The 15,720-nt window shown below is 39.8% G+C and carries 2 protein-coding genes; both read left to right on the top strand.

All coding sequences use genetic code 11. The features are described 5' to 3' along the window. The coding region (locus tag NLX82_RS25365) for an amino acid adenylation domain-containing protein (protein WP_483312067.1) at nucleotides 1-5,571 on the top strand (5,571 nt) is incomplete at its 5' end. Between the two features lie 29 nt (nucleotides 5,572-5,600). Continuing rightward, nucleotides 5,601-15,710: a non-ribosomal peptide synthetase gene (locus tag NLX82_RS25360; protein ID WP_076160368.1), complete on the top strand. Its 10,110-nt coding sequence runs from the start codon at nucleotides 5,601-5,603 to the stop codon at nucleotides 15,708-15,710. Nucleotides 15,711-15,720: the final 10 nt, after the last annotated feature.

Here is a 15,720-nt window from a genome sequence, read left to right as displayed (position 1 = left end):
AAAGAAAAAGGAACAAGCCTGCATAACCTGTACGGACCAACAGAAGCAACAGTAGATGTATCCTACTTTGGCTGCTCCACGGAAGAAGAATTGGAGCTTGTACCAATAGGAAAGCCCATAGATAACATTAAGTTATATGTTGTGAGTAAGGAAAAGGGCCTGCAGCCGATAGGAGTAGCGGGAGAACTATGTATAGCAGGGGATGGACTGGCAAGAGGGTACTTGAACAGACCGGAACTTACAGAAGAAAAATTCGCAGCAAACCCATTCGCACCGGGTGAAAGGATGTACAGGACAGGTGACCTGGCAAGGTGGCTGCCTGACGGCAACCTAGAATACCTGGGCAGGATCGACCATCAGGTAAAGATAAGAGGCTACAGGATAGAACTGGGTGAAATAGAGAACCGGTTATTAAAGCATGAAACAATAAAAGAAGCAGTGGTATTGGACAAAGAAGGAGCTGACGGAAATAAGTATCTTTGTGCGTACGTCGTACCGGATCAAGAAATAACCGTACAGGGGATGAGGGAACACTTGTCAAAAGAGCTCCCGGACTACATGATCCCTTCTTACTTTATGCAGATGGAAAAGCTGCCATTGACCCCTAATGGAAAAATAGACAGGAAAGCATTGCCCGAGCCTGACGGAAGTATGAGTACGGGAACAGAATATGTAGCGCCGCGGAATGAAGTGGAAGAGAAACTGGTTGAAATATGGCAGGAAGTGCTTGGAGCAAAACAGGTAGGAATAAGGGACAACTTCTTTAAAATAGGCGGAGATTCTATACGTGCAATATCATTAGTCAGCACAATATGCAAAAAGTTGGATATAAACATCCAAATCAGGGATATATACATGAATCCTGATATTGAGAGATTGTCTGCATTCTTAAAAGTAAAAGATACGGAAGCTTTTAACAGTAAGATCGGTAAAGCAAGGGAAGAACTGGAGTTATTTAAACAGCGAATATTGATGAATGAAACTCTCTCAGAAAAGTTACCTTCGGACATGGAAGATATATATCCGATGAGTCACATAGAGCTGGGTATGATTTATCATTCCAAAAAAGACTATGAAAATGCAGTTTATCATGACCAATTTGCATTTCATCTGAATGACAAAGACTTTGATTTCCCAGCATTTAAAGAAGCGATGCTTCTAATGACGTCAAAACATGATATTTTAAGGACGGTTTTTAATTTAGAGGATTTTGAAACTCCTGTGCAAATTGTTTACAAGGGCAGTAGTCTTGATATTGAGCAGATAGATATCATGAATTTTAGCAGGACAGGGCAGGTTGAGTATATAAACAAATATTTGGAAAATGACAGAGCGAATCCGTTTGATATATCAAAGCCCCTTTGGAGGATAAGAATATTCAAACTTGACGCAAACCATATTTGTCTGGTTCTGATATTCCACCATGCTATCCTGGATGGCTGGAGTGTTGCTTCATTGATTACGGAAGTTTCAAACCTATACTCTAAGCTTAAGCAAGAAAAAGATTATATACCAACACGGCTTAAATGCAGCTATAAAGATTATATAGCAGACCAAATGACAATTAAGGACAACCAGGAAGTAATTAATTATTGGAGAGAGGAATTAAGTGAATATAAAAGGTTGAATATGCCTGCAAATATTCATGGAAAAACAAAAAAATCTTATAAAGTAGACCATGTAACACGCCATTTAAGTCAGGAATTTTTAGGTGATTTAAGAAGTACTGCCAGAAGATATGATGTAAGCTTAAAGACACTTTGCTTTGCTGCATACACTTATATGCTCAATATGCTTTCATACGAGGATGACTTTGTCGTAGGTTTGGTAGAAAATAACAGACCTGTATGCGAAGATGGAGATAAGATGCTGGGGTGCTTCTTAAATACGGTTCCCGTCAAAATGTGTTTTGATAAAATCGATATATGGGAGGAATTGATAAAAGTTGCAGAAAAGAAATTAATAAACTTAAAGCTTTATGGAAGACTGCCTTTATTTGAGATCATAAATATCCTGGGCGGAAAAGAAAACAAAGAGGAAAATCCTTTATTTGATACCATATTCAATTATGTGGATTTTCATATATATAACGAGATAATAAACAAAGAAATCGGTGATGTTAAAGATAGAATTTCAGTTGATGAATATGAAGCAACCAATACAAGTCTTGACTTTACAGTAAGTAATACATTCGATGATCTTAATATAAGCTTGATCTACTCGGACAAAGTATTGGAAAGAAAACAGGCAGAAGAGTGTATAGACTATTTTATTAATATTTTAAATATGTTTATCCATAACCCCAAAGGGTCAGTTGACAAGCTTATTATATTAAGTCATGAAGAAAGAAAGCAGTTGCTGATAGACTTTAATGATACTAAGAAAGACTATCCGCAGGACAAAACCATACATGAGCTGTTTGCTGAGCAGGTGGAAAGGACACCTGACAACATAGCTGTGGTATATGAAGACAAGCACTTGACTTACAGGGAATTGAACGGAAAGGCAAATCATTTGGCCAGAGTATTGAGGAACAAAGGGGTAAAGCCTGACCGTATTGTAGGAATTATGGCCGAACGTTCATTTGAGATGATTGTGGGGATATTTGCCATATTGAAAGCTGGAGGGGCGTATCTGCCGATAGATCCTAATTATCCTGATACAAGGATAAAGTATTTGTTGGACGATAGTGGTTCCCAGATCCTTTTGACCTCCAGGACCTTTATGGAAAATAAGCAGATTGATGCGGATATTATATATCTGGAGGAAGAATATTTAAATGAAGAGAACTCAAAGCTTGAAAATGTAAACAAACCCTCGGACCTTGCGTACGTCATTTATACATCAGGTTCGACAGGGAAGCCCAAAGGTGGAATGATTGAGCATACTAGCGTTGTAAACATAATTACAGCCCTCCAGGCCATGTATCCGCTTAAAGCGGAAGACGCTTTTCTATTTAAAACAACTTATACCTTTGACGTATCCGTAGCTGAGATATTTGGCTGGTTCCTCAACGGAGGAAAGCTTGTAATATCACGCCAAGGTGTGGAAAAGGAAGCTATGGAGTTAGTAGAGGTAATAAACAAGCATAAGATAACCCATGTAAACTTTGTACCATCAATGCTGAATATAATGGTACATACTTTAAAAGATAATGGTATAAAACTGCCATCAACTCTCAGGTATATTTTTGCTGCTGGAGAAGCGCTGCCCAAAAAGCTTGTCCATGAGCTTTTCGATGTCTCAGAGAACACATCTCTGGAAAATATCTATGGGCCTACAGAGTCCACGATATATGCAGCGGGTTACAGTATAACAAAGAAAATAGCAGAAGAACTTATAACAGTACCTATAGGGAAAGCTTTACAGAATGTATACCTTTATATACTGGACAAGCACAACCAATTAACTCCTGTAGGAGTGGCCGGTGAACTTGTGATAGGTGGAAGCGGTCTTGCAAGGGGCTATTTGAATAGACCTGAACTGACAGCAGAAAAATTTGTACCTAACCCGTTTATTCCCGGCGAAAAAGTGTACCGCACAGGGGACTTAGTAAGGCGGCTTCCTGATGGGAACATCGAATTCATGGGCAGGATCGACCACCAGGTAAAGATAAGAGGCTTTAGAATAGAGCTTGGAGAAATTGAAGCACATCTGGTGAAGCACACTGCTATTAAGGAAGCAGTGGTTATTGCAAAGGAAGAGCAGCAAGGGAAGAAGTACCTGTGTGCATATATTGTAGGGGAAAATGAATTGACCATTTCCGAGCTAAGGGAGCATCTCTTAAACGAACTACCTGACTACATGGTACCAGCATATTTCATGCAGCTGGAACAGCTGCCATTTAATGCCAACGGTAAAATTGATCGGAAAGCATTGCCTGAACCACAGGGGAATATTAATACCGGAGTAGAGCATGTAGTTCCTAGAAACGAAAGAGAAGAAATACTGGCCAAAGTATGGGAAGACGTACTAAAAACTGAAAACATCGGGGTAAAAGATAATTTCTTCAGCCTTGGAGGAGACTCAATAAAAGCCATACAGGTAATGTCGCGTCTTAACGTCCATGGGCTAAAGCTTGAAATGCGGGACTTATTCAAACATCCTGTAATTGAGGAACTCGTCGAATATATACAATCTACAAGCCGAAGAATTCATCAAGGCCCGGTAGAAGGCATAGTACCGATAACACCTATACAAAGATGGTTGTATAAACAAGACAGCAAGGATATCCATCATTTTAATCAGGAAATAATGATATATGGGCGTAACGGATTTGAAGAAGCTATTATTCGAAAAGTATTGTCAAAGCTTGTAGAGCACCACGATATTTTTAGAACAGTGGTAAAAATAGAGGATCAAAATATACTCCAATACAACAAAAACCTTGAAGGTGAACATTTTTCATTGGAAATTGTAGACCTTAGGGACAGCTATAATTACCGGGAAAAAATAGAGCTGGAAGCGTCGAGGATTCAGAGGAGCATGGACTTGTATAACGGTCCTTTAGTTAAGGTTGGTCTGTTTAAGACTAAAGAAGGGGACCACCTGCTAATAGCTATTCACCACCTTGTAGTTGATGGGGTATCGTGGAGAATCATACTGGAAGATTTGGACATAGGATACAGACAGGCGCTAAACAATGATGAAATAAAATTCAGCAACAAGACCGACTCTTTCAAAGATTGGGCACAGAGGCTTGATGAGTATGCCAATAGCCCTGAACTATTAAAAGAAATAAATTACTGGACCAATTTGGAAAAAACTGAAACAATACCGCTTCCAAAAGACCGAGAGATTGAAGAAAGAAGGTATATGAATAACAATAGCGTCAAGATCGAGCTGAGTATTGAAGAGACTGAGAAGATGCTAAAGCGGGTAAACCATGCTTATAACACAGAAGTAAACGACATATTGCTTACCGCCTTGGGATTAGCAGTGAGGGAATGGACCGGAAATGATAAGGTTCTGATCAGTCTGGAGGGGCACGGCAGGGAGGAAATCATTAAAGACATTGACATAAGCAGGACCGTGGGATGGTTCACCACCCAGTATCCCGTGGTGTTAGATGTCAGCGGACAACTCGATATTTCCCGCATGATCAAATCGGTAAAAGAAAACATCAGGCAGATACCTAACAAAGGGATAGGTTACGGCATACTAAAATATCTTACCTTGCCGGAAAACAAAGCCGATTTAAACTTTAATCTAAACCCTGAAATAAGCTTCAATTACCTCGGTCAATTCAACCAGGATAATGTAGACAATTTATTTGGAGTGTCTGATATTCCTGCCGGAGAGTCTACAGGACCAAACTATAAAAGTGAGTATTGTATTGATATTAACGGCGGAACTGTAGAAGGCGGGAAGCTGGAATTAAACTTTAGCTACAACCAGGGCGAGTATGAGAAGAGTACTATTGAAGGGGTAGCGGTGAGTTTTAAAAAGCATTTAGTAAACATAATAACCCATTGTGCAGAAATGGACTATTCAGAAGCTACACTCAGTGATTTTACAGTAGACGATCTGAATATGGATGAGTTTGAAGACGTATTGAATAACTTCGAATAAAAAGAGTTTGTATTTAAGGAGGAGTACTTATGAGTGATTTGAAGAAACAAAACATAAAAGATATGTACCGGCTCACTCCTATGCAGCAAGGGATATTGTACCACTATATGATGGATAAAAATTCAGACGCCTACTTTGAGCAGATATCACTTTCTATAAAAGGCATCCTGGACATTGATTGTGTTGAAAAGAGCGTTAATATCATTATTGAAAAGTATGACGCTTTGAGAACAATTTTTTTGTATGAAAATGTAGCCAAGCCCTTACAAGTAGTCATGAAGGAAAGAAAGCTGTCTGTCAGCTATGAGGATATTACCTCCCTTGCCGAAGAACTAAGGGATAGGTATATAGAAGAATACAGGGTTAAAGACAGAAAAAAGGGCTTTGACTTATCAAGGGATATTTTAACAAGATTAAGTGTAATTAAAACAGGCTACCAATCTTATAACATGGTATGGAGCTTTCATCACATCATTATTGATGGGTGGAGTCTCGCAAATATATTTAGAGAATTTATGGAAAACTATGAAGCCCTGATGAATAGCCGGGAGCCGGAGTCAGGAAAGGTATATCCTTACAGCCGCTATATCAAATGGTTGGAAGGCAGAAATCAGAACGAGGCCGCAGATTACTGGGAAACCTATCTTAAAGGTTACGAGCATCAGACAGTCCTTCCCCAAAACGGCAGGTCTGCAAGTGATGATTTCAGGATTGAAGAAACGGAGTTTAAAATATCTGAACAAATAACTAGCGATCTTGAGAAGTTTGCAGCCAAAAACAATACAACCATGAGTACCATTATAAAGACCATATGGGGGATATTATTACAGCGGTATAACAATACCGATGATGTGGTGTTTGGTGAGGTGGTATCGGGAAGGCCTCATGAAATACAGGGAATTGAGAGCATGGTGGGTTTATTTATAAATACCGTTGCAGTAAGGGTGAGTTGTGATGAGGATAAAACTTTTACCGAACTGATCAAAGAGATGCAGCAATCGGTGCTTGAATCTGACCGGTACAGTTTCTATCCTCTGGCGGATGTGCAGTCAAAAACATGCTTGAAAGATGCCTTGATACATCATGTCATGGCTTTTGAAAATTACCCTATGGATGAAGCGGTTAATGCTTCATCCAGTAATGGCATTTTAAATGTAGTTGGAATGGAAATATTCGAGCAGACGAATTATGATTTTGGGATACTCGTTGATGGCGGTAAGGAATTATCTATTAAATTCAGTTACAACTCACTGGTATATGATGGTAATTTCATAGAAAAAATCAAGGGACATTTTCAGTCGGTAATAGAAATTGTAACCGATAATCCCGATATGCATATTAGGAATATTGATATACTCACCGAAGTGGAAAAGAAAGAAATAGTACACTGCTTCAATAATACAACGGAGGAATACCACAGGGAAAAGACCATTCACCAACTATTTGAGGAACAAGCGGTGAAGACACCTGACAATGCGGCAGTGGTGTTTGAGGGTAAGCAGCTAACCTATAGGGAACTCAATGAGAAGTCAAATCAGCTTGCAAGAGTGGTGAGGGATAAGGGAGTTAAACCAGACAGCATAGTGGGTATTATGGTAGAACGCTCACTGGAGATGGTCATAGGTATATTTGGCATACTTAAAGCCGGAGGGGCATATATGCCTATAGATCCTGACTACCCTAAGGCAAGAATCGAATATTTACTCGAGGACAGCGAGATAGGGGTGCTGATTTCCCAAAAGCAATTCCTGGAGAAAGTGGAGTTTTACGGGAAGTATATAGACATAGAAGATGAAAGCCTTTATGCCGGAAACCCTATGAACCTGGAAGTGGTATGTTCACCGCAAAATTTGGCATATATCATTTATACATCTGGGTCTACAGGAAAACCTAAAGGGGTTATGGTAGAACATAAAGGGGTAGCAAATCTGGAGGCGTTTTTCAAGACCCGCTTAAATGTAAGTGAAAGCGATAGGATTATTCAATTTGCATCAATTTCATTCGACGCTGCAGTTTGGGAAATATTTATGGGACTATTGGCAGGAGCAACACTATATATATCTTCAAGCGATATTATCAATGACTATCGAAGATTTGAAGAATACCTAAATGAAAATGAGATAACTATTGCTACTTTACCACCTCCGTATCTGGCAAATCTGGACCCGGAAAAAGTAACTTCCTTAAAGAAGGTAATTGCAGCAGGTTCGGCTTCCACTCCCGAACTTTTAAAGAAATGGAGCAACAGGATTTCATATATAAATGCTTATGGACCTACTGAGACAACCGTATGTGCAACGGTATGGAAAGCAGATGATTGTGAGACGGCCGATAAGTCGGTACCTATTGGTAAACCTATTACCAATACCCGGGTGTTTATAGTTGATGAAAACAATAATCTTAAGCCCATAGGTGTTGAGGGTGAACTCTGTGTTTCCGGGGCAGGATTGGCGAGAGGATACTTGAAAAAACCGGAACTTACCAGGGAAAAGTTTGTACCGAACCCATTTATGCCTGGAGAACTGATGTATAAAACAGGAGATCTTGCAAAGTGGCTTCCTGACGGGAATATTGCATTTGCCGGCAGAAAAGACCACCAGGTTAAAATAAGAGGGTATAGAATCGAGCTTGAGGAAATAGAAGCAGCCCTTTTGAAGCATGCTGATATAAATGAGGCGGTGGTCATTGACCGGGAGGATTCAAGTGTAGGCAGGTATCTTTGCGCTTATATAGTGTCTGACCGAGAAGTGACAGTGACCGAAATAAGGGAGCTTATATCTAAAGAGCTGCCCGATTATATGATTCCATCCTATTTTATGAGGATAGCAAAAGTACCGTTAACCATAAATGGAAAATTGGACAGAAAGGCGCTGCCGCTGCCTGATGGAAGAATAAATACAGGAACAGAGTATGCAGCGCCTTCAGGTGAAGTGGAGGAAAGGCTTGCGCTGCTGTGGCAGGACATCCTTGGAATAGAGAAGGTAGGAAGAAATGATAACTTCTTTATGCTCGGAGGACACTCGTTAAAGGCAACAAGCCTTGTAGCAAGAATTCACAAAGAGTTCAATGTAGACATACCTCTTAAGGAAATATTCAAGACACCAACCATCTTAGAAATTGCCAGCTACATTGAAGACTCAAAGGAGAGCCTATATCAGTCCATTCAACGTGCTGGGGATATGGAATATTATCCCATGTCATCCGCCCAGAAAAGACTATATATATTAAACCAGCTTGAAGGAGCTGGAATCGCCTACAATATACCTGGCATAATATTGCTGGAAGGTACTGTTGATAAAGCACGTTTTGAGCAGGCTTTTCATAGTCTGATAGAAAGGCATGAGAGCTTTCGAACCTCCTTCCATATGATCGAGGAAGAGCTGTCTCAGAAAGTCCATGACAAGGCGGACCTAAGTATCATGTACCTGGAAACCAGTGAAGAGAAGGTTCCCGAAATAGTGGAGAAATTCATAAGGCCCTTTGACCTTGGAAAGGCTCCACTATTAAGAGTTGGACTTGTAAAGATTGGAGAAGCCAGACATATTATGGTGTTTGACATGCATCATATCATATCGGATGGAGTGTCCAACGACATACTGGTAAGAGAGTTTATAAGCTTATATGAAGGGAAAATACTTCCTCCACTGCGTATACAGTACAAGGACTACTCAGTTTGGCAGAGGGAATTGTTTGCAGGAGCTGCCATAAGTAAGCAGGAGGAATTCTGGCTCCAGACCTTTCAGGGAGAGATCCCTGTGCTGGATTTATCCACCGACTACCCAAGACCCGCAGTACAAAGCTTTGAAGGAGACTACATCAGCTTTGAAGCTGATAGCGAGCTTGCGGTTAGACTTAACAAGCTTGGATCAGACAATGGAGCTACATTATATATGACGCTTCTTGCTGCATACAATGTGCTGTTATCTAGATACACTGGACAGGAAGATATTATTGTGGGAAGTCCTATAGCTGGAAGGCCTCATGCTGACCTTCAAGACATCATAGGTATGTTTGTAAACACTCTGGCCATGAGAAACCACCCGCAAGGAGAAAAGACTTTTATTGAATTCTTGAAAGAAGTTAAAGAAAATGCTTTGAAAGCATACGACAATCAGGACTATCAGTTTGAAGAATTAGTGGATAAGCTGGACATAAGGAGGGATATGAGCAGGAATCCCCTCTTTGATACCATGTTTGCCATATACAATGTTGGAAAAGCAGAGCTCATAACGTCTGATCTAAGCTTCAAGCCGTACAACAAAGGGATAGAAGGCAGAATATCAAAATTTGACATCACCTTAAATGCATTTGAGACTGAGGATGGTATAGCCTTTGAACTCGAATACTGTACAAGACTGTTTAAGAAAGAAACAGTTGAAAGACTTGGGGCTCATTACATCAATTTGCTGGAAGAAATTGCAGCATACCCCGAAAAAAGGCTTTATGAAATCGAAATGTTATCACAGGAAGAAAAACAGCAAGTATTATACAGCTTTAACGATACTGCTCTCGAATATCCCCTGGATAAAACCATACACCAAATGTTTGAGGAGCAAGTGAAAAAGACTCCTGATCATATTGCAGTGGTTTTTGAAGGTAAACAATTAACCTACCGAGAACTGAATCAAAAGGCAAACCAATTGGCCAGGGCATTAAGAGAAAAGGGAGTAAAGCCTGATGATATTGTAGGCATAATGGTGGACCGCTCGCCTGAAATGGTTATAGGTATAATGTCAGTAATCAAGGCTGGGGGGGCGTACCTTCCTGTAGATCCTAATTATCCATTGGAAAGAAAAAGGTATATGATGGAGGACAGCAAGGCCAAAATTTTACTCACCCAAAATCATCTTATGGATCGTGATGATTTCGATGGTGAGATTATTGATTTATCTGATTATGATTATAATTTTATAAACGATGTGAATATAAAATGTATAAATAAGCCTGGTGATACAGCGTACATCATCTATACCTCTGGCTCAACGGGAAACCCTAAAGGTGTTTGCATTGATAATAAGAGTGTATTAAACCTGGTAGAGGGTCTGTTCCAGAGAATATATAGCAAATATGAATCACCGTTGAATGTTTGCCTCATTGCCCCTTATGTTTTTGATGCTTCGGTGCAGCAGATTTTCGCAGCACTGCTAATGGGGCATGCATTGTACATTGTACCGGAGGAAGCAAGGAAAGACGGTAAAAAGCTGCTGGACTTCTATAGTGAAAATAGGATTGATATTTCGGATGGAACGCCCATACACGTAAATATGATGTTAAATTCTCCTCCTATAGATAATAACCTAAAAGTGAGACATTTTATTATAGGCGGAGATGTTCTTCCATTTGATGCAGTAAAAGACTTCCTAAGCAGATTTGAGGATGTGCAACCTTGCATCACAAATGTTTATGGTCCTACCGAATGCTGTGTGGATTCTACGGAATATTTGATTACTGCGGCGGGGCTTAGTAGATTGGATAATATCCCCATAGGCCGTCCTTTGCCAAACACCAGAGCATGCATACTTGGTAAGAAATTAGAAGTAAATCCTATAGGTATCGCTGGGGAATTATATATATCTGGGGATGGTCTTGCCAAAGGCTATTTAAACAAGACGGGGCTTACTGCAGAAAGATTTGTATCTAACCCGTTTATAAAGGGAGAAAGAATGTATCGTACTGGGGACTTGGCAAGATGGCTGCCTGACGGGAATATAGAATTTTTAGGCAGGATGGACCACCAGGTAAAGATAAGGGGATTTAGAATAGAACTTGGAGAAATAGAGGCTCAGCTATTAAGACATGCTTCAATAAAAGAAGCTGTGGTTATTGTAAAGGAAGACCAACAGAAGAACAAGGATCTGTGTGCATATTTCGTTGGGGAAAATGAACTGACAATAACTGAACTAAGGGAATGCCTTTCAAAAGAATTGCCCGAGTATATGATCCCGGCATACTTCATGCAGCTGGATGAAATGCCTTTGACAGCCAATGGTAAGATAGACCGGAAGAACTTGCCCCACCCTGCTGCTCATTTAAATACTGGAGTAGAGTATGAAGCACCTTCAGGTGAAGTGGAAGAGAAGCTTGTACAATTGTGGCAGGATATCCTGGGGGTTGAGAAAATAGGGAGAAATGATAATTTCTTTGTGCTTGGGGGGCACTCATTAAAAGCAATAAACTTTGCAGCCAAAATTCACAAAGAGTTCAATGTAAATATATCTCTTAAGGAGATATTCAAGCTGCCGACAATTGCAGAAATTGCCAAGTACATCCAGGAAGCCCAAGAGAGTATTTATCAATCTATCCAGCCCACTGGAGAAATGGAATACTATCCTATGTCGTCTTCCCAAAGAAGGCTGTATATATTAAATCAGCTTGAAGGAGCAAGGGTGGCATACAATATGCCAGAGTTTATGTTGTTAGAAGGCAGTATTGATATAGAACGTTTTGAGAAAGCCTTAGATCAGCTGGTAAAAAGGCATGAGGCTTTCCGGACCTCCTTCCATATGGTAGATGGTGAACCGGTGCAGAAGGTCCATGATGAGGTGGAATTTAGTATCATGTACATGGAAACCGGCGAAGAAAAAGCCTCAGAAGCAGCAAATGAATTCATAAGGCCATTTGACCTTGGCAAGGCTCCTTTACTAAGAGCAGGGCTCGTAAAAATTAGAGAAGACAGGCATGTCATGATGCTTGATAAACACCATATCATATCTGACGGGGTGTCGGATGAAATACTGGTAAGAGAATTCATAAGCTTGTATGAAGGAATGAATCTTCCAGCACTTCAGATTCAGTACAAGGACTATTCCGTATGGCAGAATAAATTGTTTGCTGACGGCACAATCAGTAAACAAGAAGAATACTGGCTCCAGGCATTTAGGGGAGAAATACCAGTACTTGATATGCCGGTAGACTACCCAAGGCCGGCTATACAGAGTTTTGAAGGCGATATGGTCAGTTTTGAAACAGGCCGGGAACTTGCACATAAACTGAACAAGCTTGCCGTGGATCATGGAGCAACACTGTATATGGTGCTTCTAGCTTCATACAATGTGCTTCTTTTCAAATACACCGGACAGGAAGATGTCGTAATTGGAAGCCCTATAGCAGGAAGGCCACATACAGATTTGCAGGACATCATAGGCATGTTTGTCAATACCCTAGCTATGAGGAATTACCCTCAAGGTAAAAAGAATTTCAGCGAGTTTTTGATGGTAGTAAAAGAAAATGCTCTAAGGGCTTATGAAAACCAGGATTACCCATTTGAGGAACTTGTGGAGAAGCTTAGCATTAAGCGGGATTTGAGCAGAAATCCGCTGTTTGATACTATGTTTGTCTTGCAAAATAAAGAGGCATCAGAATTTAAGATGAATGGGCTAAGGTTCATGCCCTATGATAATGAGTTCAGGGCGTCCAAATTTGATTTGACCCTAAACGCCCAAGAGACCCAGAATAATATTGTATTTGGGTTAAAGTATGCTACTCGTCTGTTTAAGAAAGAGACAATAGAAAAACTTGGGGTCCATTTCATCAATGTACTGGAAGAGATCACAGCTTACCCCGAAAAGATGCTGTCCGAAATAAATATACTATCTCAGGATGAAAAACAGCAAATACTAAATAGTTTTAATGATACAAAGGCAGAATACCCTAGGGATAAGACTCTACATGAGCTGTTCCAAGACCAAGTGGAAAGGACACCTGATAATGTAGCTGTAGTGTTTGAGGACAAGCAATTAACCTACAGGCAGCTCAATGAAAAGGCAAATCAGCTTGCCAGAGCACTAAGAAGTAATGGTGTAAAGCAAAACAGCATAGTTGGAATAATGGTAGAAAGATCCGTAGATATGCAGGTTGGAATACTGGGAATTTTAAAAGCAGGAGGTGTCTATTTACCAATTTCAACCAAACTTCCTGAACTAAGAATAAAAAAATTACTGGAAGATAGTAATGCAACTATGCTGTTGACGCAATCACATTTAGCGGATAAAGCAGAGTTTTACGGTAATATATTACTGCTTGATTCCCCTGAAATATACATTGGAAGTGCTGAAAACCTTGATAAAATAAATAAACCAGAGGACTTAGCTTATATCATTTATACATCGGGATCTACTGGAGTTCCGAAGGGTTCAATGATAGAGCATCGAAGTGTAGTTAACTTGGTTTATGGACTAAGAAAGCTTGTCTATGAAAATTATGATAATTATTTAAATGTTGCCCTTGTGTCCCCTTACTTTTTTGACGCATCTGTAAAACAAATATTTGCGGCTTCTCTCCTTGGCCATACGCTGTTTATAGTTCCTGAGGATACAAGGCTAGATGGTGAGGGCCTTCTAAAGTACTATAACAGGAATTCAATTGCTGTTTCAGACGGAACACCAGCACATATAAAGCTTTTAACAGATACTGCCAGGCCTGGCGAAAGTCTTTCAGTTATGCAGTTTATTATCGGAGGGGAAGAACTTTCATGTAAAGGTATACAAGGTTTCTATGATCGGTTTAAAGATAATAACCCTACTATAACAAACGTTTATGGTCCAACAGAATGCTGCGTAGATTCAACTTATTACCATTTAAGCCGTGAGAAGGTGAGAAATCTAACAAGTATACCTATAGGTATGCCATTGCAGAATTATAAGATATATATACTTAATGAAGACATGAATATCTTACCGGTTAATACAACTGGTGAAATATATATATCTGGAGATGGGCTGGCAAAAGGCTATTTGAACAAACTTGAATTGACTACGGAAAAATTTGTAGCTAATCCTTTCAGCTCTGGAGAAAGAATGTATCGTACCGGTGATCTTGGAAGGTGGCTTCCTGACGGAAACATCGAATTTATAGGCAGAGTAGACCATCAGGTAAAGATTAGGGGCTTTAGGATAGAGCTTGGGGAAATAGAAGTGCAGCTATTAAAGCATCCTTCAATAAAAGAAGCTGCGGTAATTGCAAAGACAGACCAGGAGGGCAACAAGTATTTGTGTGCTTATATAGCAGGGGAAAGTGAATCTACAATATCAGATTTAAGGGCGCTTCTCTTAAAAGAACTTCCCGATTACATGATACCACAATACTTTGTTCAGCTGGAAAAGCTGCCTTTGACAGCCAATGGCAAAATAGATCGGAATAATTTACCCCAAAATGACGGTACTTTAGCTACATCAGTAGAGTATGTAGAGCCTTGCGGTGAAGTTGAGGAGAAGCTTGCACTGCTGTGGCATGATGCCCTTGGAGTACAAAAAATTGGTGTGAATGATAACTTCTTTGAACTGGGAGGATACTCACTGAAGGCAATATCCCTTATAAGCAGAATTTATGAACAGTTAAATGTTGAGGTACCACTAAAAGACTTTTATATGGCCCCAACCATAAAGGAAATTGCCCGTTTTATACACAATACGTACGCCAATGATTATATTACACCAAGTCCGGCAATTCATTTTAATTCAGCAATGGAGAGTCTTATGTTTGCATTCCCTCCAGGAGGAGGAAATGGAATAGCTTATGGTAGTTTATCAAAACAAATGAATGCTTATTCCATATATTCCTTTGACTTTATAGAAAATGAGAGCAGGATGGAGGAGTATGTGAAGGCAATTACTTCTGTCAAACCCGAGGGCCCATATATTCTATTTGGTTACTCGGCAGGAGGTAATCTGGCATTTGAAGTTGCTAAAGTATTAATTGAAACTGGACATCATGTATCCGATATAATCTTTCTGGATTCGGCTAAATCATTTGTCCTTATTGAGGAAGAAAGCGAAGATGCTAAGAAACTTGCTGAGCAACAGGATAAAGAATTTATAGAAGAAAATGAGAAACTTATAAAAGGCATGTTTGGAGATAACCAGGCAGTTATTGAAAAGGCCATTGAAAGAATGAGAAATTATCATAAATACACTAGAAGTGTTATAAACTCGGGACAGATAAACTCCAATATCCATCTTATTATATCACAGCAGCAAGACAATGAAGGTGAAGCTGATTTATGTGAAGGATGGAGAGAGGCAACAACGGGAGAGTTCAAAGTATATAACGGATTTGGCAGTCATTTTGATATGTTAAGTACAGGATATATAGATAAAAATGCGGCTATTATTAAAGAAATATTGGAAGAGATCAACCAATAGTTCAGATATA

The sequence above is a fragment of the Paenibacillus sp. A3M_27_13 genome (assembly GCF_024213315.1).
GTDB lineage: Bacteria > Bacillota > Bacilli > Paenibacillales > Paenibacillaceae > Paenibacillus > Paenibacillus polymyxa_B.
Note: the sequence above shows the minus strand (reverse complement) of the source record. Positions and strands in the feature narration are given on the sequence as shown.